The organism is Streptomyces sp. Tu 3180 (assembly GCF_009852415.1).
Classification (GTDB): Bacteria; Actinomycetota; Actinomycetes; order Streptomycetales; family Streptomycetaceae; genus Streptomyces.
In genome coordinates this window covers 4,814,305-4,834,363 of record NZ_WOXS01000002.1, presented here as the reverse complement: position 1 = coordinate 4,834,363, position 20,059 = coordinate 4,814,305, and the positions used below count along the sequence as shown (strand labels likewise).

At 71.5% G+C, this 20,059-nt stretch carries 16 protein-coding genes; 2 read left to right on the top strand and 14 right to left on the bottom strand.

Features of this window, described 5'->3' with window-relative positions:
* The first annotated feature begins 46 nt into the window (after nt 1-46).
* Together GL259_RS22765 and GL259_RS22760 are read left to right on the top strand one after the other, a co-directional pair.
* Nucleotides 47-730 carry an alpha/beta hydrolase gene (locus GL259_RS22765; protein WP_159535205.1) on the top strand — a complete coding sequence of 228 codons (684 nt, stop codon included), beginning with the start codon at nt 47-49 and terminating at the stop codon, nt 728-730.
* A 210-nt stretch (nt 731-940) separates the two neighbouring features.
* A complete protein-coding gene (locus tag GL259_RS22760; protein WP_159535204.1) occupies nt 941-1,879 on the top strand; it encodes a M56 family metallopeptidase in 939 nt (312 codons plus the stop codon).
* 202 nt (nt 1,880-2,081) lie between these two features.
* Here the strand turns inward: GL259_RS22760 and recQ are convergent, their stop codons facing one another.
* From recQ to GL259_RS22690, 14 genes are all read right to left on the bottom strand, one after another.
* Nucleotides 2,082-4,064, bottom strand: coding sequence for a DNA helicase RecQ (recQ, locus tag GL259_RS22755; protein WP_243762363.1), 1,983 nt, complete (start codon nt 4,062-4,064; stop codon nt 2,082-2,084).
* A gap of 180 nt (nt 4,065-4,244) precedes the next feature.
* A complete protein-coding gene (gene nuoN, locus GL259_RS22750; RefSeq protein WP_159535202.1) occupies nt 4,245-5,903 on the bottom strand; it encodes an NADH-quinone oxidoreductase subunit NuoN in 1,659 nt (552 codons plus the stop codon).
* Nucleotides 5,900-7,531, bottom strand: a complete 1,632-nt coding sequence (locus GL259_RS22745) for an NADH-quinone oxidoreductase subunit M (protein WP_159535201.1) — start codon at nt 7,529-7,531, stop codon at nt 5,900-5,902. The genes nuoN and GL259_RS22745 overlap by 4 nt, the downstream gene beginning before the upstream one ends.
* Before the next feature lie 5 nt (nt 7,532-7,536).
* Nucleotides 7,537-9,501 (bottom strand): NADH-quinone oxidoreductase subunit L, encoded by a 1,965-nt coding sequence (gene nuoL, locus GL259_RS22740; RefSeq protein WP_159535200.1) that lies wholly within the window; start codon nt 9,499-9,501, stop codon nt 7,537-7,539.
* A 14-nt stretch (nt 9,502-9,515) separates the two neighbouring features.
* Nucleotides 9,516-9,815, bottom strand: a complete 300-nt coding sequence (nuoK, locus tag GL259_RS22735; RefSeq protein WP_004927567.1) for an NADH-quinone oxidoreductase subunit NuoK — start codon at nt 9,813-9,815, stop codon at nt 9,516-9,518.
* Nucleotides 9,812-10,663 carry an NADH-quinone oxidoreductase subunit J gene (locus GL259_RS22730; protein WP_159535199.1) on the bottom strand — a complete coding sequence of 284 codons (852 nt, stop codon included), beginning with the start codon at nt 10,661-10,663 and terminating at the stop codon, nt 9,812-9,814. Before GL259_RS22730 ends, nuoK begins: the two co-directional genes overlap by 4 nt.
* Nucleotides 10,660-11,301, bottom strand: a complete 642-nt coding sequence (gene nuoI / locus GL259_RS22725) for an NADH-quinone oxidoreductase subunit NuoI (RefSeq protein WP_159535198.1) — start codon at nt 11,299-11,301, stop codon at nt 10,660-10,662. The genes GL259_RS22730 and nuoI overlap by 4 nt, the downstream gene beginning before the upstream one ends.
* On the bottom strand, nt 11,294-12,667 hold the full coding sequence (nuoH, locus tag GL259_RS22720; RefSeq protein WP_159535197.1) for an NADH-quinone oxidoreductase subunit NuoH: 1,374 nt from the start codon (nt 12,665-12,667) through the stop codon (nt 11,294-11,296). The genes nuoI and nuoH overlap by 8 nt, the downstream gene beginning before the upstream one ends.
* Nucleotides 12,664-15,168 carry an NADH-quinone oxidoreductase subunit G gene (locus GL259_RS22715; protein ID WP_159535196.1) on the bottom strand — a complete coding sequence of 835 codons (2,505 nt, stop codon included), beginning with the start codon at nt 15,166-15,168 and terminating at the stop codon, nt 12,664-12,666. The genes nuoH and GL259_RS22715 overlap by 4 nt, the downstream gene beginning before the upstream one ends.
* On the bottom strand, nt 15,165-16,517 hold the full coding sequence (gene nuoF, locus GL259_RS22710; RefSeq protein ID WP_208026505.1) for an NADH-quinone oxidoreductase subunit NuoF: 1,353 nt from the start codon (nt 16,515-16,517) through the stop codon (nt 15,165-15,167). Before nuoF ends, GL259_RS22715 begins: the two co-directional genes overlap by 4 nt.
* On the bottom strand, nt 16,514-17,374 hold the full coding sequence (gene nuoE / locus GL259_RS22705; RefSeq protein WP_159535194.1) for an NADH-quinone oxidoreductase subunit NuoE: 861 nt from the start codon (nt 17,372-17,374) through the stop codon (nt 16,514-16,516). The genes nuoF and nuoE overlap by 4 nt, the downstream gene beginning before the upstream one ends.
* Nucleotides 17,371-18,747, bottom strand: a complete 1,377-nt coding sequence (locus GL259_RS22700; RefSeq protein ID WP_159535193.1) for an NADH-quinone oxidoreductase subunit D — start codon at nt 18,745-18,747, stop codon at nt 17,371-17,373. Before GL259_RS22700 ends, nuoE begins: the two co-directional genes overlap by 4 nt.
* Nucleotides 18,744-19,499, bottom strand: a complete 756-nt coding sequence (locus tag GL259_RS22695) for an NADH-quinone oxidoreductase subunit C (RefSeq protein WP_159535192.1) — start codon at nt 19,497-19,499, stop codon at nt 18,744-18,746. Before GL259_RS22695 ends, GL259_RS22700 begins: the two co-directional genes overlap by 4 nt.
* Nucleotides 19,496-20,050, bottom strand: a complete 555-nt coding sequence (locus tag GL259_RS22690) for an NADH-quinone oxidoreductase subunit B (RefSeq protein WP_018528252.1) — start codon at nt 20,048-20,050, stop codon at nt 19,496-19,498. Before GL259_RS22690 ends, GL259_RS22695 begins: the two co-directional genes overlap by 4 nt.
* Nucleotides 20,051-20,059: the final 9 nt, after the last annotated feature.

Sequence of the window (20,059 nt, the reverse complement as noted above, 5' to 3'; positions counted from 1 at the left end):
CGGCGGCCGCGGAGCCCTGCCGCCCCCGCGCGGGGGGAGCGGTGTGATGACGACGTACGTGTGCGTCCACGGAGCCTGGCACGGCGGCTGGTGCTGGCGGTCCGTGTCCGCCCGGATCCGCGCCGCCGGCCACGAGGTGTTCACCCCGACCCTGACGGGGCTCGGGGAGCGCGCCCACCTGTTCACGCCCGCCATCGGCCTGCGGACCCACGTGGACGACGTCCTGGGCCTGTTGCGGTACGAGGACCTCCGGGACGTCGTACTCGTCGGGCACAGCTACGCCGGCCTCGTCGTGCGCGAGGTGGCCGACCGGGTGCCCGAGCGCGTCGCGCGCCTGGTCATGGTCGACGCCTGGGCGGGCCGGGACGGGGAGTCGCTGGAGGACCGGGCCCCGCGGTCCCTGCTGGACTGGCTCGACTCGGTGACCGAGGAGGGGGCGGTACCGGCCGCCCCGCCCGCCGTGGCCGGCGTGACACGACCGGACCAGGTCGCGTGGCTCGCACCCCGGCTGACGCCCCAGCCCCGCCGGACCTTCTCCGATCCCACCCGGCTGTCCGGGGCCGTCGACACCGTCCCGTGCCGAGCGGTGCTCTGCACGCCCCGCGGCCCCATGCCGTTCCCGCGGCTCGCCGAGGAGTTCGGCTGGCGGAGCACCGAACTGGACGTGGGCCACGACGCCATGGTCACCGCGCCGGAGGCGCTGGCGGACATCCTGCTGGAGGACGCGTGAGCGGGCCGGGGACCGCGGCCCCGGGCGGCGTCCCGGTCACGGCGGACGGCCGGATCGCGACCGGCTCCTGACCCGCACCGCCCTTCACCGTCATACTTGCCGTCGGGCGGTGCGGGCGCGTGCGCGCGCACACCGTGCCGGCCCCGCTCCACGCACGACCCCAGCACGACCCGAAGCCGCCCTCTTCCGACAGGACCCGGAGCCCGTGGCATGACCGTCTGCCTGCTCCTGCTGAGCGTTGTCGCCGTGACGGCCGCCGTGCCCGTCCCCCGTGCGCTGACCCGGGCGAAGTGGCCGGAACGCGAACCGGTGGTCGCCCTGTGGGTGTGGCAGTGCCTGGTCGCCACCGTCCTGCTGTGCTGCCTGACGGCTCTCGCCCTGGGCGCCGCCGCCGTCTTCGGCACCGTCCGCGCCCAGCTCTTCGCCCCGGCCCCGCCCGCGGTGACCGCCGCGTACGACCTGTCCGCCGCGCCGCCCTGGGCCGTCGCCCTCACCGTGCTGCTGGCCTGCGGGGCCGCCTGGACCACGGCCATGCTCGGGCGCGAGCTGGTCGAGGCCCGCCGGCGACGCGCCCGGGCCCGGACGCACCTGCGCGAACGCGCCCCCGACCTGCCCGCCGGCCTCCCCGCGGCCCGCGGCCCGCTGCTGGTCCTGGAGGACGAGTACCCGGACGCCTGGTGGATGCCGGGCAACCCGCCCCAGCTGATCGTCACCACCGGCGCCCTGCACCGCCTCACCGACCACCAGCTCGACGCCGTCCTCACCCACGAGCGCGGCCACGCCCGCGCCCGTCACGACTGGCTGCTGCACCTCTCCACCGCGCTGGCCACCGGTTTCCCCGGGGTCCCGCTGTTCGCCCACTTCTGCGACCAGACCCACCGCCTGGTCGAACTGGCCGCCGACGACACGGCCTCCCGCCGCTGCGGCCACCTGACCACGGCCCTGGCGCTGATCGAGCTCAACCAGCACCGCGGAGTCCTGTCCTGCGCCTCCAGCCGCCGCCTGCTCGGCGAGCGCGTCGACCGCCTCCTGGAGCCCCCGCCCCGCCTCGGCCGCCGCCACCGCGCCCTGACGACGACCGTGGCGGCGCTGGTGCCGCTGCTCCCCCTGCTGATCACCTTCACGCCGGGGCTGACGGCCCTGTCCTAGCGCCTGTCCGGCGGACCAAGTCGCAGGAGACCCACGGTGCTTCGTCAGCCCGGGTGGGCGGGGCCCGGTGCGTCGGATGCGAGGCGGAGGAAGGAGCCGACGCGGAGCGTCGACGAGTGACGACAACGCGGCGGACGGGCGTGCCGGGCCCCGCGTCCGCGGCATGATCCGCCGGGCAGGCCCCGGCCGGGAGCGAGGCGCCCTACACCCAGTCCGGTTCGGGTTCCGGTTCCTCCTCGGGCCAGGGCCGGTCCTCCTGGTCCGCCCCGTCGCCCGGGTCCGCCCCGTCGCCCGGGCCGGCCTCCACCGCCGCGCCGGACGGCCCGCCCAGCGACTCCAGCACCGCCACCACGCCCTCCCCGTAGGTGGCCAGCTTCCTCTCCCCCACCCCGCTGATCCCGCCGAGCTCGGCCACCGAGGTGGGCCAGGCCGTGACGATCTCCCTGAGCGTGGCGTCGTGGAAGATGACGTACGCCGGGACGCCCTGCTCGCGGGCCTGCTCGGCCCGCCAGGCCCGCAGCGCCTCGAAGGCCGGCACGAGCGCCGCGGGCAGCTCGGCGGCGGCGGCCTTGGCCTTGCGCTCGCCCCGCCCCGGGCCCGACGACCCCGACCCGCCCGACCGGGAGGTCACCGGCTTCTTCGGCTCCTTGCGCAGGAGCACCTCCCGCTCCCGCCGCAGCACCGCCCCGCTGGCCTCGGTGAGCACCAGCGTGCCGTACTCGCCCTCGACCGCGAGCAGCCCCTGGGCGAGCAACTGCCGGACGACACCGCGCCATTCGGCCTCGGTCAGCTCCTCGCCGATCCCGAACACGGAGAGCTGGTCGTGGTCGAACTGGATGACCTTGGCCGTGCGCCGCCCCAGCAGGATGTCCACGATCTGCACCGCGCCGAACTTCTGCCCGCGTTCCCGCTGCAGCCGCACCACCGTGGACAGCACCTTCTGCGCCGCGACGGTCCCGTCCCAGGTCTCCGGCGGGGTGAGGCAGGTGTCGCAGTTGCCGCAGCCCGCCGGGTCGGGGTCCTGGCCGAAGTAGGCGAGGAGCTGGCCGCGCCGGCACCGCGCGGTCTCGCACAGGGCGAGCATCGCGTCCAGGTGCTGGTTGGCACGCCGCCGGAAGGACTCGTCGCCCTCGCCGGACTGGATCAGCTTGCGCTGCTGGATGACGTCGTTGAGCCCGTAGGCCATCCACGCCGTGGACGGCAGCCCGTCGCGGCCCGCGCGCCCCGTCTCCTGGTAGTAGCCCTCGACCGACTTGGGGAGGTCGAGGTGGGCGACGAACCGGACGTCCGGCTTGTCGATGCCCATCCCGAACGCGATGGTCGCCACCACGACCAGGCCGTCCTCCCGCAGGAACCGCGCCTGGTGCGCGGCGCGCGTGCCCGCGTCGAGGCCCGCGTGGTACGGCACCGCCTCGATGCCGTTGCGGGTGAGGAACTCGGCGGTCTTCTCGACGGAGTTGCGCGACAGGCAGTACACGATGCCCGCGTCGCCGGCGTGCTCCTCGCGCAGGAAGCTCAGCAGCTGCTTCTTCGGGTCCGCCTTCGGCACGATCCGGTACTGGATGTTGGGGCGGTCGAAGCTCGCCACGAAGTGCCGGGCCGTCGGCATGTTCAGCCGCTCGGTGATCTCCCGGTGCGTGGCGTGCGTGGCCGTCGCCGTGAGCGCCATCCGGGGCACGTCCGGCCACCGCTCGCCGAGCAGCGAGAGCATGAGGTAGTCCGGCCGGAAGTCGTGCCCCCACTGGGACACGCAGTGCGCCTCGTCGATCGCGAAGACGGAGATCTTGCCGCGCGAGAGCAGGTCCAGGGTGCCGTCCAGCCGCAGCCGCTCCGGCGCGAGGTACAGCAGGTCCAGCTCGCCGGCGAGGAACTCCGCCTCGACGACCCGCCGCTCGTCGAAGTCCTGCGTGGAGTTCATGAACCCGGCCCGCACGCCCAGCGCCCGCAGCGCGTCCACCTGGTCCTGCATCAGCGCGATGAGGGGGGAGACGACCACGCCCGTACCCGGTCTGACCAGGGCCGGGATCTGGTAGCACAGCGACTTGCCGCCACCGGTCGGCATGAGCACGACCGCGTCGCCGCCCGCGACCACGTGCTCGATGACCGCTTCCTGCTCACCGCGGAAGGCCTCGTACCCGAACACCCGGTGCAGCGCGGCCAGCGCCTCGCTCCGCGTCACTTCCATCCCGCCACTACCGCCCATCACCGTGCCCCCGTGAGCCGTCCCTCGACCACTGCCTCCACGATAGGGGTCCGCACCGACAGCCCCGGAGTCGTCCACAGGCCCGCCCGTGCGCGACGGCGGCGGTCCGGCACCCCCCGAGCGGGTGCCGGACCGCCGCCGTGTCGCCGGGCGGGCGGCGCGTCAGCGCACGAACACCCCCGCGTCGCCCGCCAGCTCCAGGAAGTACTGCGGTGCCACACCGAGCACCACCGTGACCGCCACGCCCACCGCGATCGCCGTCATCGTCAGCGGTGACGGCACCGCGACGGTCGGGCCCTCGGGGCGCGGCTCGCTGAAGAACATCAGGACGATGACGCGGATGTAGAAGAACGCCGCGATGGCCGACGAGATCACGCCGACCACGACCAGCGGGGCCGCCCCGCCCTCCGCCGCCGCCTTGAACACGGCGAACTTCCCGGCGAAGCCGGAGGTCAGCGGGATGCCCGCGAAGGCCAGCAGGAACACCGCGAACACCGCCGCCACCAGCGGGGAACGGCGGCCCAGCCCCGCCCACCTGGACAGGTGCGTCGCCTCGCCGCCCGCGTCCCGGACCAGCGTGACCACCGCGAACGCGCCGATCGTCACGAACGAGTACGCCGCCAGGTAGAACAGCACGGACGACACACCGCTCGGCGTGGCGGCGATGACGCCGGCGAGGATGAAGCCCGCGTGCGCGATCGACGAGTACGCCAGCAGCCGCTTGATGTCGGTCTGCGTGATCGCGACGATCGCACCGCCCAGCATGGTGACGATCGCGACGGCCCACATCACCGGCCGCCAGTCCCAGCGCAGGCCCGGCAGCACGACGTACAGGATCCGCAGCAGCGCGCCGAAGGCCGCCACCTTGGTCGCCGCCGCCATGAACCCGGTCACCGGCGTGGGCGCGCCCTGGTACACGTCCGGCGTCCACATGTGGAAGGGGACGGCGCCGACCTTGAACAGCAGGCCCATCACCAGCAGCGCGGCGCCCACGAGCAGCAGCGCGTCGTTGCCCGTGGTGTCGGCGAGCGCCGGGGTGACGTCCTGCACGGTGCCGTCGACGACCTGCGCGATCGTCGCGTACGACATCGAACCGGAGTAGCCGTACAGCAGCGCGATGCCGAACAGCGTGAACGCGGACGCGAACGCGCCGAGCAGGAAGTACTTGACCGCCGCCTCCTGCGACATCAGCCGCTTGCGGCGGGCCAGCGCGCACAGCAGGTACAGCGGGAGCGAGAAGACCTCCAGCGCCACGAAGAGCGTCAGCAGGTCGTTGGCCGCCGGGAAGACCAGCATGCCGGCGACCGCGAAGAGCAGCAGCGGGAACACCTCGGTGGTGGTGAACCCGGCCCTGACCGCCTTCTTCTCGCTGTCGCTGCCCGGCACGGCGGCGGCCTGCGCGGCGAAGGAGTCGACCCGGTTGCCGTGCGCCGCCGGGTCGAGCCGGCGCTCGGCGAAGGTGAACAGGCCGACCAGGGCCGTCAGCAGGATCGTGCCCTGCAGGAACAGGGCCGGCCCGTCGACGGCGAGGGCGCCCATCGCCGCGATGCCCGCCTTGGTGGTGCCGTAGCCGTCGGCCGCGAGCGCCACGACCGCGGCGAAGGCGGCGGCGAGGGCGACCACGGAGACGAACATCTGCGCGAGGTAGCGCGACTTGCGCGGGACGAACGCCTCGACCAGCACCCCGACGATCGCCGCGCCGACGACGATCAGGGTGGGCGCGAGCTGTCCGTACTCGATCTTCGGCGCGTCGATCTTCGAGAGCGGCTCGGCCGCGACCGCCGCCGTTGTCCACAGGCTGTGGACGGCTGTTGCACTCACTTGGCCGCCTCCACCTCGGGCCGGGGATCCTTCTTCTCCACGTCGGACATGGTCTGCCTCACCGCCGGGTTCACGACGTCCGTGACGGGCTTCGGGTAGACGCCCAGGAAGACCAGCAGCACGACCAGCGGCGCCACCACCGCGATCTCCCGCACCCGCAGGTCGGGCATCGCGGCGACCTCGGGCTTCACCGGGCCCGTCATCGTCCGCTGGTAGAGGACGAGGGTGTAGAGCGCGGCCAGGACGATGCCGAAGGTGGCGATGATGCCGATCACCGGGTAGCGCGTGAACGTGCCGACCAGGACCAGGAACTCACTGACGAAGGGCGCGAGCCCCGGCAGGGAGAGGGTCGCGAGGCCGCCGATCAGGAAGGTGCCGGCGAGCACCGGGGCGACCTTCTGCACACCGCCGTAGTCGGCGATGAGCCGGGAGCCGCGCCGCGAGATCAGGAACCCGGCGATCAGCATGAGCACGGCGGTCGAGATGCCGTGGTTGACCATGTAGAGCGTCGCCCCGGACTGGCCCTGGCTGGTCATCGCGAAGATGCCCATGATGATGAAGCCGAAGTGCGAGATCGACGCGTACGCGATCAGCCGCTTGATGTCGCGCTGGCCGACCGCGAGCAGCGCGCCGTAGATGATGCTGACGACCGCCAGGACGAGGACGACCGGCGTCGCCCACGTGCTGGCCTCCGGGAACAGCTGGAGGCAGAAGCGGAGCATCGCGAAGGTGCCCACCTTGTCGACGACCGCCGTGATCAGCACGGCCACCGGCGCGGTGGACTCCTGCATGGCGTTGGGCAGCCAGGTGTGCAGCGGCCACAGCGGCGCCTTCACCGCGAAGGCGAAGAAGAAGCCGAGGAACAGCCAGCGCTCGGTGCTGGTCGCCATGTCGAGCGAGCCGTCGGCCCGCGCCTGGGCGATCTCGGTGAGCGAGAAGTTCCCGGCGACCACGTACAGCCCGATCACCGCGGCCAGCATGATCAGGCCGCCGGCCAGGTTGTAGAGGAGGAACTTCACCGCCGCGTACGACCGCTGCGTGGCCGCCGCCTTCTCCCCGTGCTCGTGGGCACGGTCCCCGAAGCCGCCGATGAGGAAGTACATCGGGATCAGCATGGCCTCGAAGAAGATGTAGAAGAGGAAGACGTCGGTGGCCTCGAAGGAGAGGATCACCATCGCCTCGACGGCCAGGATCAGGGCGAAGAAGCCCTGCGTCGGCCGCCACCGTCCCTCAGCAATGCTAGTGAGCTCGGTCCCCGTCTCCTCGGGGCCTCCCCCGCTCGAACGAAGTTGAGAGCTTGGGGAAGGGTCGGCGTCGTGCCAGCCCGCGAGGACGATGAACGGGATCAGCAGGGCGGTCAGCGCGATCAGCGCCACCGCGATGCCGTCCACGCCCAGTTCGTAGCGGACCCCGAAGTCCGCGATCCAGGCGTGGGACTCGGTGAGCTGGTAGCGGTCGCCGTCCGGGTCGAACCGCACCAGGACGACGATCGCCAGGACCAGCGTGGCGAGCGAGAACAGCAGGGCCAGCCACTTGGCGGCCGTGCGCCTCGCGGCCGGTACGGCGGCCGTGGCGATCGCCCCGATGGCCGGGAGCGCCGCCGTCGCTGTCAGCAGAGGAAAGGACATCGGTATCAGACCGCCCTCATCAGCAGGGTCGCGGCGACGAGGACCGCCGCGCCGCCGAACATCGAGACCGCGTAGGACCGCGCGAAGCCGTTCTGCAGTCGGCGCATCCGCCCGGACAGGCCGCCCATCGAGGCCGCCGTGCCGTTGACGACCCCGTCGACCAGGGTGTGGTCGACGTACACCAGCGAGCGCGTGAGGTGCTCGCCGCCGCGCACCAGGACCACGTGGTTGAAGTCGTCCTGGAGCAGGTCGCGCCGGGCGGCCCGGGTGAGCAGCGATCCGCGCGGGGCGACGGCCGGGACCGGACGGCGCCCGTACTGGGCCCAGGCGAGCGCCACGCCGATCACCATCACGGCGACCGTGGAGAGCGTCACCGTCAGGGCGCTGATCGGCGGATGGCCGTGGCTGTGCCCGGTGACGGGCTCCAGCCAATGCACGAAGCGGTCGCCGATGCTGAAGAAGGCGCCGCCGAACACCGACCCGACGGCCAGCACGATCATCGGGACCGTCATGACCTTGGGCGACTCGTGCGGGTGCGGCGGGGTGTACGCGCCGCGCGTCTCGGCGGCCGGCTCCACGTCCGGCGCGGCCGGGGACGGCGTCGGGGCGCTGCGCCAGCGCTCCTCGCCGAAGAACGTCATCAGCATCACGCGTGTCATGTAGTACGCGGTGATGGCCGCGCCCAGCAGGGCGCAGCCGCCGAGGATCCAGCCCTCGGTGCCGCCCTTGGCGAACGCCGACTCGATGATCTTGTCCTTGGAGTAGAACCCGGACAGGAACGGGAAGCCGATGATGGCGAGGTAGCCGAGGCCGAAGGTGACGAAGGTGACCGGCATGTACTTCCTGAGGCCGCCGTAGCGGCGCATGTCGACCTCGTCGTTCATGCCGTGCATCACCGAGCCGGCGCCGAGGAACAGCCCGGCCTTGAAGAAGCCGTGCGTCACCAGGTGCATGATCGCGAAGACGTAGCCGATCGGGCCGAGGCCCGCGGCCAGCACCATGTAGCCGATCTGCGACATGGTCGAGCCGGCCAGCGCCTTCTTGATGTCGTCCTTCGCGCAACCGACGATCGCACCGAACAGCAGCGTGACCGCGCCGACGATGGTGACCACCAGCTGCGCGTCCGGGGCGCCGTTGAAGACCGCACCCGAGCGGACGATCAGGTACACGCCCGCCGTCACCATGGTCGCGGCGTGGATCAGGGCCGAGACCGGGGTCGGGCCCTCCATCGCGTCCCCGAGCCAGGACTGCAGCGGCACCTGGGCGGACTTGCCGCACGCGGCGAGCAGCAGCATCAGCGCGATCGCGGTGAGCTTGTCCTCGCCGGCGGCGCCGGCGAGCCCGGCCTCCCCGTGCGCGCCGAGGACCGGCTCGAAGGCGAAGGTGCCGAACCACAGGAACATCAGCATGATCGCGATCGACAGGCCCATGTCGCCGACGCGGTTGACCAGGAAGGCCTTCTTCGCCGCCGTCGCGGCGCTGGGCTTGTGCTGCCAGAAGCCGATCAGCAGGTAGGAGGCGAGACCGACGCCCTCCCAGCCGACGTACAGCAGCAGGTAGTTGTCGGCGAGGACGAGCAGCAGCATCGCCGCGAGGAACAGGTTCAGGTAGCCGAAGAAGCGGCGGCGCCGCTCGTCGTGCTCCATGTACCCGACGGAGTACAGGTGGATGAGCGAGCCGACGCCGGTGATCAGCAGGACGAACGTCATCGACAGCTGGTCGAGCCGGAAGGCGACGTCGGCCTGGAAGCCCTCCACCGGGATCCAGCTGAACAGGTGCTGCGTGACGGTGCGGTCCTCGGCGCCCCTGCCCAGCAGGTCGGTGAAGAGCACCAGGCCGAGCGCGAAGGAGACGGCCGCGAGCAGCGTGCCGATCCAGTGGCCGACGGCGTCCAGCCGGCGTCCGCCGCACAGCAGGACCACCGCTCCGAGCAGGGGCGCCGCCACCAGCAGCGCAATCAGGTTCTCCACGATTCAGCAGCCCCTCACAGCTTCATCAGGCTGGCGTCGTCGACCGAGGCCGAGTGGCGGGAACGGAACAGGGACACGATGATCGCCAGCCCCACGACGACCTCCGCGGCGGCGACGACCATCGTGAAGAAGGCGATGATCTGGCCGTCGAGGTTGCCGTGCATCCGGGAGAAGGCGACGAACGCGAGGTTGCAGGCGTTGAGCATGAGCTCGACGCACATGAACACGACGATCGCGTTGCGCCTGATCAGCACGCCGGTGGCGCCGATCGTGAACAACAGGGCGGCGAGGTAAAGGTAGTTGACCGGGTTCACTTCGACGCCTCCTCGGACCGCTCGTACGCCGACTTGAACGCCGGGTCGATCGCCGTGCGCTCCAGCCGCTCCTCGGCGCGCTGCTGCAGCGCCCGCAGGTCGCTCAGCGCCTCCTGCGACACGTCACGGACCTGACCGCGCTCGCGCAGCGTCCTGCTGACGGTGAGCTCGGACGGGGTGCCGTCGGGCAGCAGGCCCGCGATGTCCACGGCGTTGTGCCGGGCGTACACACCGGGCGCCGGCAGCGGCGGCACGTGCTTGCCCTCGCGGACCCGCTGCTGGGCCAGCTCGCGCTGGGTCCTGGCGCGCTCGGTGCGCTCCCGGTGGGTGAGCACCATGGCGCCGACGGCGGCCGTGATGAGCAGGGCGCCGGTGATCTCGAAGGCGAAGACGTACTTGGTGAAGATGAGGGCCGCGATGCCCTCCACGTTGCCGTTCGCGTTCGCCTGGCCGATGCCGTTGAACTCGCTGAGCGAGGCGTTGCCGATGCCCGCGACCAGCAGGACGCCGAAGCCGAGCCCGCACAGCAGGGCCAGCCAGCGCTGGCCCTTGATGGTCTCCTTCAGGGAGTCCGCCGCGGTGACGCCGACCAGCATCACCACGAACAGGAACAGCATCATGATCGCGCCGGTGTAGACGACGATCTGCACGACGCCCAGGAAGTAGGCGCCGTTGGCCAGGTAGAACACCGCCAGGACGATCATGGTTCCGGCGAGGCAGAGCGCGCTGTGCACGGCCCGCTTCATGAAGACGGTGCACAGGGCGCCGATCACGGCGACGGTGCCGAGGATCCAGAACTGGACGGCCTCCCCGGTGGAGGTCGAGTAGGCGGCGATCTGCTCGGTCATCGCCCGATCACCTTCTCCGACGCCGGTTCCTCCGCACCGAAGGTGGAGTCGGCCTCCTGGACCACCTCGCCCTTGGAGCGGGCGACCTGCCGCTCCGTGCCCGGCGCGGCCTCGGTCACCAGGCCCCGGTAGTAGTCCTGTTCGTCGGTGCCCGGGTACATGGCGTGCGGGCTGTCGACCATGCCCTCCTCCAGACCGGCGAGCAGCTGCTCCTTGGTGTAGATGAGGTTGGCGCGGCTGGAGTCGGCCAGCTCGAACTCGTTGGTCATCGTCAGCGCGCGCGTGGGGCACGCCTCGATGCACAGGCCGCACAGGATGCAGCGGGCGTAGTTGATCTGGTAGACGCGGCCGTAGCGCTCGCCGGGCGAGTAGCGCTCCTCGTCGGTGTTGTCCGCGCCCTCCACGTAGATCGCGTCCGCGGGGCAGGCCCAGGCGCACAGCTCGCAGCCGACGCACTTCTCCAGGCCGTCCGGATGGCGGTTGAGCTGGTGCCGTCCGTGGAAGCGCGGAGCGGTGGTCTTCTGCTGCTCCGGGTACTGCTCGGTCAGCCGCTTCTTGAACATGGCCTTGAAGGTCACGCCGAAGCCGGCCACGGGGTTCAGGAAACCGGGCTTGGTGTCCTTGGGTTCCTCAGCCATCGGACGCCTCCTTTCCATCCGTAGATCCGCCCGGAGATTCGTCACTCCGGGTGTCGGGGCCGCCACTGACGATCAGCTCCCGCTCCCGGCGCGGACGGCGTCGCGGCACCGGCGGCAGCTCCTGCCCCGGCAGCGGCGGTACGGGGAATCCGCCCGCCATGGGGTCGAAGGCGGGCGGGCCCTCGGGCCGTTCGGCCTCCTTCGCCCTCGAGCGGAACATGTCGGCGACGAAGGAGAGCAGCAGCAGGGCGAGCACGGCCCCGCCGATGTAGAGCGCGATGTCGGCGAAGTCGTAGTTCTCGTTCCGCAGGGCCCGCACGGTGGCGACCAGCATCAGCCACACCAGCGAGACCGGGATGAGGACCTTCCAGCCGAGCTTCATCAGCTGGTCGTAGCGGACCCGCGGGAGCGTGCCGCGCAGCCAGACGAAGAAGAACAGCAGCAGCTGGACCTTGACCGTGAACCACAGCAGCGGCCACCAGCCGTGGTTCGCGCCCTCCCAGAAGCCGCTGACCGGCCACGGGGCCCGCCAGCCGCCCAGGAAGAGGGTGACGGCGACGGCCGAGACGGTGACCATGTTGATGTACTCGGCGAGCATGAACATCGCGAACTTGATCGACGAGTACTCGGTGTTGAAGCCGCCGACCAGGTCGCCCTCGGACTCCGGCATGTCGAACGGGGCGCGGTTGGTCTCGCCGACCATCGTCACGATGTAGAGGATGAAGGAGACCGGCAGCAGCAGGACGTACCAGCGGTCGGTCTGCTGCTCGACGATCGTCGACGTCGACATCGACCCCGAGTAGAGGAACACGGAGGCGAACGCGGCGCCCATGGCGATCTCGTAGGAGATCATCTGCGCGCAGGAGCGCAGACCGCCCAGCAGCGGGTAGGTGGAGCCGGAGCTCCAGCCCGCCAGGACGATGCCGTAGATGCCGACCGAGGCGACCGCGAGGATGTAGAGCACCGCGATCGGCAGGTCGGTGAGCTGCATCGTGGTGCGGTGGCCGAAGACCGAGACCTCGTTGCCGGCCGGTCCGAAGGGGATCACCGCGATCGCCATGAAGGCCGGGATCGCCGCGACGATCGGCGCGAGGACGTACACCGCCTTGTCCGCGCGCTTGACGACGACGTCCTCCTTGAGCATCAGCTTCACGCCGTCGGCGAGCGACTGGAGCATGCCCCAGGGGCCGTGCCGGTTGGGGCCGATGCGCAGCTGCATCCAGGCGACGACCTTGCGCTCCATGACGATGGAGATCAGCACGGTCACCATCAGGAAGGCGAAGCAGAACACCGCCTTGACGACGACCAGCCACCAGGGGTCGCGGCCGAACATCGAGAGGTCTTCAGCGGCGAGGTACGGGCTCATGCCTCCACCTCCTTGGGGGCCTCGCCGGCGGGCGCCGCCGGTCCGATGCGGACGAGGGAACCGGGCTGCTCCCCGGTGTCGGAGGGGACGCCGCCGCCCGCGGAGTTCATCGGGAGCCACACCACGCGGTCGGGCATCTCGGTGATCTCCAGGGGCAGTTCGACCGTCCCCGCGGTGCCGGTCACCACCAGCGGGTCGCCGTCCTTGACGCCGATCTCGGCGGCCGTGGCGGCCGACACCCGGGCGTGGGCGGCGTGCCGGGTGCCGGCGAGCGCCTCGTCGCCCGACTGGAGGACTCCCCGGTCGAGCAGCAGCCGGTGCCCGGCGAGCACCGCCTCCCCGGCGGCCGGCCGGGGCAGGGCGCCCGCGGTCTCCAGCGGGTCGGTGGCCCGCGGCCCGTCCCAGGCGCCGAGCCGGTCGAGTTCCGCGCGCACGGTGCGCAGATCCGGCAGCCCCAGGTGGACGTCCATGGCGTCGGCCAGCATCTGCAGCACCCGCGCGTCGGTGGGCGCGGGACGCCGGGTCATCTGGTCCGGCTTGAGCGCCGCCTCGAACATGCGGACCCGGCCCTCCCAGTTGAGGAAGGTGCCGGCCTTCTCGGCGACCGCGGCGACCGGCAGGACCACGTCGGCGAGTTCGGTGACCTCGCTCGGCCGCAGCTCCAGCGAGACCACGAACCCGGCCTCGGCGAGCGCCGCACGCGCGCGGGCCGGGTCGGGCAGGTCGGCGACCTCCACGCCCGCGACCAGCAGCGCCTGGAGCTCGCCGCGCAGGGCCGCCTCGACGATCTGGCCGGTGTCGCGGCCGTAGCGGTGCGGCAGTTCGGCGACGCCCCAGACGGCGGCGACCTCCTCACGCGCGCGGGGGTCGGTCGCCGGGCGGCCGCCCGGCAGCAGCGACGGCAGCGCGCCCGCCTCGACGGCGCCCCGCTCCCCGGCCCGGCGCGGGATCCACACCAGCCGGGCCCCGGTCGCGGAGGCGGTCCGCACCACCGCGGTCAGGCCGCCCCGCACGCCCGCCAGCCGCTCGCCGACGACGATCACCGCGCCGTCGGTCCGCAGTGCCTCGGCGGCCCGGGCGCCGTCGCCCTCCAGGCCGACGCCGCTCGCGAGCGCGTCCAGCCACTCGGTCTCGGTGCCGGGAGCCGCCGGCAGCAGCGTGCCGCCGGCCTTCCGCAGACCGCGCGTGGCGTGCGTGGCCAGGGCGAAGGTCCGCTGCCCGTGCCTGCGCCAGGCCTTGCGCAGCCGCAGGAAGACGCCGGGCGCCTCCTCCTCCGACTCGAACCCGACCAGCAGGACGGCCGGCGCCTTCTCCAGCGAGGTGTACGTGACGCCCGTGCCGTCGAGGTCGCGTCCGTGGCCCGCGACCCGCGCGGCGAGGAAGTCGGCCTCCTCACCGCTGTGCACGCGCGCGCGGAAGTCGATGTCGTTGCTGTCGAGCGCCACGCGCGCGAACTTGCTGTAGGCGTAGGCGTCCTCGACGGTGAGCCGCCCGCCGGTGAGGACACCGGTGCGGCCGCGGGAGGCCAGCAGCCCCTGGGCCGCGATCTGCAGCGCGTCGGGCCACGAGGCGGGCTCCAGCTCGCCCTCCGCGTTGCGCACCAGCGGCGTCTCGAGGCGGTCCCGCAGCTGCGCGTACCGGAACGCGAAGCGCCCCTTGTCGCAGATCCACTCCTCGTTGACCTCGGGGTCCTCGGCGGCGAGCCGCCGCATGACCTTGCCGCGCCGGTGGTCGGTCCGGGTGGCGCAGCCGCCGGAGCAGTGCTCGCACACCGACGGCGAGGAGATCAGGTCGAAGGGGCGGGAGCGGAACCGGTACGCCGCCGAGGTGAGCGCGCCGACCGGGCAGATCTGGATGGTGTTGCCGGAGAAGTACGACTCGAAGGGGTCGCCCTCGCCGGTGCCGACCTGCTGGAGCGCGCCCCGCTCGACCAGCTCGATCATCGGGTCGCCCGCGATCTGGTGGGAGAACCGGGTGCAGCGGGCGCACAGCACGCACCGCTCGCGGTCGAGCAGCACCTGGGTGGAGATCGGCACGGGCTTCTCGTAGGTCCGCTTCCTGCCCTCGAAGCGGGACTCGGCGTTGCCGTGCGACATCGCCTGGTTCTGCAGCGGGCACTCGCCGCCCTTGTCGCAGACCGGGCAGTCCAGCGGGTGGTTGATGAGCAGCAGCTCCATCACACCCTTCTGGGCCTTCTCCGCGACCGGCGAGGTGAGGTGCGTGCGCACCACCATCCCGTCGGTGCAGGTGATGGTGCACGAGGCCATCGGCTTGCGCTGGCCCTCGACCTCGACGATGCACTGGCGGCAGGCGCCGGCCGGGTCGAGGAGGGGGTGGTCGCAGAACCGGGGGATCTCGATGCCGAGCTGCTCGGCGGCCCGGATGACCAGGGTGCCCTTGGGCACGCTGATCCCGGCGCCGTCGATCGTCAGCGTGACGAGGTCCTCGGGCGGGACCGCCGCCTCTCCTCCGCCGGAGGGCGCGTTGGTGGTCACCGTCATGCGTTCACCTCCGTACGGTGGTCGGCCCAGGCCGTGGACCTGGCCGGGTCGAAGGGGCAGCCACGGCCCGTGATGTGCTGCTCGTACTCCTCGCGGAAGTACTTGAGCGAGGAGAAGATCGGCGAGGCGGCGCCGTCGCCGAGGGCGCAGAAGGACTTGCCGTTGATGTTGTCGGCGATGTCGTTCAGCTTGTCCAGGTCGGACATCCGGCCCTTGCCGGCCTCGATGTCGCGCAGCAGCTGCACGAGCCAGTAGGTGCCCTCGCGGCAGGGTGTGCACTTGCCGCAGGACTCGTGGGCGTAGAACTCGGTCCAGCGGGTGACGGCGCGGACGACGCAGGTCGTCTCGTCGAAGCACTGCAGGGCCTTGGTGCCGAGCATGGAACCCGCGGCGCCCACTCCCTCGTAGTCGAGGGGGACGTCGAGGTGCTCGTCGGTGAACATCGGCGTCGAGGAGCCGCCCGGCGTCCAGAACTTCAGGCGGTGCCCGGGCCGCATGCCACCGCTCATCTCGAGCAGCTGGCGCAGCGTGATGCCGAGGGGCGCCTCGTACTGGCCGGGGCTGGCGACGTGGCCGCTGAGCGAGTAGAGCGTGAAGCCCGGGGACTTCTCGCTGCCCATCGAGCGGAACCACTCCTTGCCCCGGTTCATGATGGCGGGAACCGAAGCGATCGACTCGACGTTGTTCACCACGGTCGGGCACGCGTAGAGGCCCGCGACGGCGGGGAAGGGGGGACGCAGCCGCGGCTGGCCCCGGCGGCCTTCGAGCGAGTCGAGCAGTGCGGTCTCCTCACCGCAGATGTACGCGCCCGCGCCCGCGTGCACGGTGAGTTCGAGGTCGAGTCCGCTGCCCAGGACGTTCTCGCCGAGGAAGCCGGCCTCACGGGCCTCGCGCACGGCCGCGTGCAACCGCCGCAGGACGGGGACCACCTCACCGCGGAGGTAGATGAAGGCGTGCGACGACCTGATCGCGTAGCAGGCGATCACGATGCCCTCGATGAGGCTGTGCGGGTTCGCGAAGAGGAGCGGGATGTCCTTGCAGGTCCCCGGCTCCGACTCGTCGGCGTTGACGACGAGGTAGTGGGGCTTGCCGTCCCCCTGGGGGATGAACTGCCACTTCATTCCCGTCGGGAAGCCGGCGCCGCCGCGCCCGCGCAGGCCGGAGTCCTTGACGTACGCGATGACGTCGTCCGGCGACATGGCGAGCGCCTTGCGCAGTCCCTCGTACCCCTCGTGCCTCCTGTAGACGTCCAGCGTCCAGGACTCGTCCTCGTCCCAGAAGGCCGACAGCACGGGTGCGAGCAGCTTCTGAGGGCTCATGTCCTTGAGTTCGGGTGCCAAGGTCATCACTCCCCCTCCTCGGCGTCGGGGCCCGTCGGGTGGGCCGGGTCGGAGGCCGACGTGTCCTGCGGCGCGTCGTGCGAGCTGAGGTGCTCGGTGGGCGACGGCTCGTGCGGCGGGGCGTCCTGGGGGGCCTCGCCGCGTGGGTGCACCACTCGCGCGGCGGCGTCCTCCCCCTTGGCGAGCCTCAGGCCGACCAGGGAAGCGGGTCCCGCGCTTCCGGTGGCCTCGACGGCCCCCTCGCGCTCGTCGGGGAAGCCGGCCAGGATGCGGGCCGTCTCCTTGAAGGTGCACAGGGGCGCCCCGCGGGTGGGCGCGACCGGGCGGCCGGCGCGCAGGTCGTCGACCATGCGCTTGGCGCTCTCGGGGGTCTGGTTGTCGAAGAACTCCCAGTTGACCATCACCACGGGCGCGAAGTCGCAGGCCGCGTTGCACTCGATGTGCTCCAGGGTGACCTTGCCGTCGTCGGTGGTCTCGCCGTTGCCGACGCCCAGGTGCTCCTGGAGCTCCTCGAAGATCGCGTCGCCGCCCATGACGGCGCACAGGGTGTTGGTGCACACCCCGACCTGGTAGTCGCCGCTCGGCTTGCGCCGGTACATGGTGTAGAAGGTGGCGACCGCGGTCACCTCGGCCGTGGTGAGGCCGAGCACGTCCGCGCAGAACTGCATCCCGGTGCGCGTGACGTGGCCCTCCTCCGACTGCACGAGGTGCAGCAGCGGCAGCAGGGCGGACCGGGAGTCCGGGTAGCGGGCGATGACCTCGCGCGCGTCGGCCTCCAGCCGGGCCCGGACGTCGTCCGGGTAGGCGGGTGCGGGCAGTTCGGGCATGCCCAGGCTGACGCCCCGCTCCGAAGAAGAGGTGGTCACCGGTCGACGCCTCCCATCACGGGGTCGATGGACGCGACGGCGACGATGACGTCGGCGACCTGGCCGCCCTCGCACATCGCCGCCATGGCCTGAAGGTTGGTGAAGGACGGGTCGCGGAAGTGGACCCGGTAGGGGCGGGTGCCGCCGTCGGAGACGACGTGCACGCCGAGCTCGCCCTTGGGCGACTCGACCGCCGCGTACGCCTGTCCCGGCGGGACCCGGAAGCCCTCGGTGACCAGCTTGAAGTGGTGGATCAGGGCCTCCATGGAGGTACCCATGATCTTCTTGATGTGGTCGAGGGAGTTGCCCAGTCCGTCCGGTCCCAGGGCGAGCTGGGCGGGCCAGGCGATCTTCTTGTCGGCGACCATGACCGGTCCGGGCTGGAGCCGGTCCAGGCACTGCTCGACGATGTGCAGCGACTGGCGCATCTCCTCCAGCCGGATCAGGAAGCGGCCGTAGGCGTCGCAGGTGTCGGCGGTCGGGACCTCGAAGTCGTAGGTCTCGTACCCGCAGTACGGCTGGGCCTTGCGCAGGTCGTGCGGCAGTCCGGTGGAGCGCAGGATCGGGCCGGTGGCGCCGAGGGCCATGCAGCCGGCCAGGTCCAGGTAGCCGATGTCCTGCATGCGGGCCTTGAAGATGGGGTTCCCGGTGGCGAGCTTGTCGTACTCCGGGAGGTTCTTCTCCATCTTCTTCACGAACTCGCGGATCTGGTCCACCGCGCCGGGCGGCAGGTCCTGGGCGAGTCCGCCGGGGCGGATGTAGGCGTGGTTCATCCTCAGGCCCGTGATGAGCTCGTAGATGTCGAGGATGAGCTCGCGGTCGCGGAAGCCGTAGATCATGATCGTGGTGGCGCCGAGCTCCATGCCGCCGGTGGCGATGCACACCAGGTGGGAGGAGAGCCGGTTCAGCTCCATCAGGAGCACGCGGATGATCGAGGCGCGGTCGGGCACCTGGTCCTCGATGCCGAGGAGCTTCTCGACCGCGAGGCAGTACGCCGTCTCGTTGAAGAACGACGTCAGGTAGTCCATGCGCGTCACGAACGTGGTGCCCTGCGTCCACGTCCGGTACTCGAGGTTCTTCTCGATGCCGGTGTGGAGGTAGCCGATGCCGCAGCGGGCCTCGGTGACGGTCTCGCCGTCGATCTCCAGGATCAGGCGGAGCACGCCGTGGGTGGACGGGTGCTGCGGACCCATGTTGACGACGATGCGCTCGTCGTCGGCGCGGGCCGCGGTCTGGACGACCTCGTCCCAGTCGCCACCGGTGACCGTGTAGACGGTGCCCTCGGTGGTCTCGCGTGCCGATGCCGTCGAGGAGGCGGTCCCGGAGGGACTCGATGAGGGGTGGTGGCCGGGCGACGGGTGGGGAGTGCTCACGAGTACGACCTCCGCTGGTCCGGAGCCGGGATCTGGGCGCCCTTGTACTCGACGGGGATGCCGCCGAGGGAGTAGTCCTTGCGCTGCGGGTGGCCCTGCCAGTCGTCCGGCATCATGATCCGCGTCAGGGCCGGGTGACCGTCGAAGACGATGCCGAAGAAGTCGTACGTCTCGCGCTCGTGCCAGTCGTTCGTCGGGTAGACCGAGAACAGCGACGGGATGTGCGGGTCGCCGTCGGGCGCGCTGACCTCCAGGCGGATGAGCCGGTTGTGGGTGATCGAGCGCAGGTGGTAGACGGCGTGCAGCTCGCGGCCCTTGTCGTTCGGGTAGTGCACGCCGCTGACGCCGGTGCACAGCTCGAAGCGCAGCGCCGGGTCGTCGCGCAGGGTGCGGGCGACGCGGACCAGGTGCTCGCGTTCGATGTGGAAGGTGAGTTCGCCGCGGTCGACGACCGTCTTCTCGATGGCGTTCTCGGGGAGCAGTCCCTGCTCCTCCAGGGCGCCCTCGAGCTCGTCGGCGACCTCGTCGAACCATCCGCCGTAGGGGCGGGCCGCCGGTCCCGGGAGCCGGACCGAGCGGACCAGGCCGCCGTAGCCGGAGGTGTCGCCGCCGTTGCCGGCGCCGAACATGCCGCGCTGGACGCGGATCTCCTCGCCGCCCTGGCCGCGCTGGCCGGGGAGGTTCTCGGCGGAGAGGTCCTTCTCGGGGTTGACCCCGCCCCCCGCGCCGCCGGTGCCGTTCGCGTCGCTCATCGCAGCAGCCCCTTCATCTCGATCGTGGGCAGGGCCTTGAGCGCCGCCTCCTCCGCCTCGCGGGCCGCCTCCTCGGCGTTCACGCCGAGCTTGGAGCTCTGGATCTTCTGGTGGAGCTTGAGGATGGCGTCCATCAGCATCTCGGGCCGGGGCGGGCAGCCGGGGAGGTAGATGTCGACCGGGACGATGTGGTCGACGCCCTGGACGATCGCGTAGTTGTTGAACATGCCGCCCGAGGAGGCGCAGACCCCCATGGAGATCACCCACTTGGGGTTCGGCATCTGGTCGTAGACCTGCCGCAGCACGGGCGCCATCTTCTGGCTGACCCGGCCGGCGACGATCATGAGGTCCGCCTGCCGCGGTGAGCCGCGGAAGACCTCCATGCCGAAGCGCGCCAGGTCGTAGCGGCCGGCGCCGGTGGTCATCATCTCGATGGCACAGCAGGCGAGGCCGAACGTGGCGGGGAAGACGGACGACTTGCGCACCCAGCCCGCGGCCTGCTCGACGGTGGTCAGCAGGAAGCCGCTCGGCAGCTTTTCCTCGAGTCCCATGGCTAAAGA

Bases quoted from the DNA above. Each gene is read 5' to 3' on its own strand.
- GL259_RS22765 (WP_159535205.1), top strand. From the start codon at position 47: ATGACGACGTACGTGTGCGTCCACGGAGCCTGGCACGGCGGCTGGTGC.
- GL259_RS22760 (WP_159535204.1), top strand. From the start codon at position 941: ATGACCGTCTGCCTGCTCCTGCTGAGCGTTGTCGCCGTGACGGCCGCC.
- recQ (WP_243762363.1), bottom strand. From the start codon at position 4,064: ATGGAAGTGACGCGGAGCGAGGCGCTGGCCGCGCTGCACCGGGTGTTC.
- GL259_RS22745 (WP_159535201.1), bottom strand. From the start codon at position 7,531: ATGTCCTTTCCTCTGCTGACAGCGACGGCGGCGCTCCCGGCCATCGGG.
- GL259_RS22730 (WP_159535199.1), bottom strand. From the start codon at position 10,663: ATGACCGAGCAGATCGCCGCCTACTCGACCTCCACCGGGGAGGCCGTC.
- nuoI (WP_159535198.1), bottom strand. From the start codon at position 11,301: ATGGCTGAGGAACCCAAGGACACCAAGCCCGGTTTCCTGAACCCCGTG.
- nuoH (WP_159535197.1), bottom strand. From the start codon at position 12,667: ATGAGCCCGTACCTCGCCGCTGAAGACCTCTCGATGTTCGGCCGCGAC.
- GL259_RS22715 (WP_159535196.1), bottom strand. From the start codon at position 15,168: ATGACGGTGACCACCAACGCGCCCTCCGGCGGAGGAGAGGCGGCGGTC.
- GL259_RS22695 (WP_159535192.1), bottom strand. From the start codon at position 19,499: ATGAGCGACGCGAACGGCACCGGCGGCGCGGGGGGCGGGGTCAACCCC.
- GL259_RS22690 (WP_018528252.1), bottom strand. From the start codon at position 20,050: ATGGGACTCGAGGAAAAGCTGCCGAGCGGCTTCCTGCTGACCACCGTC.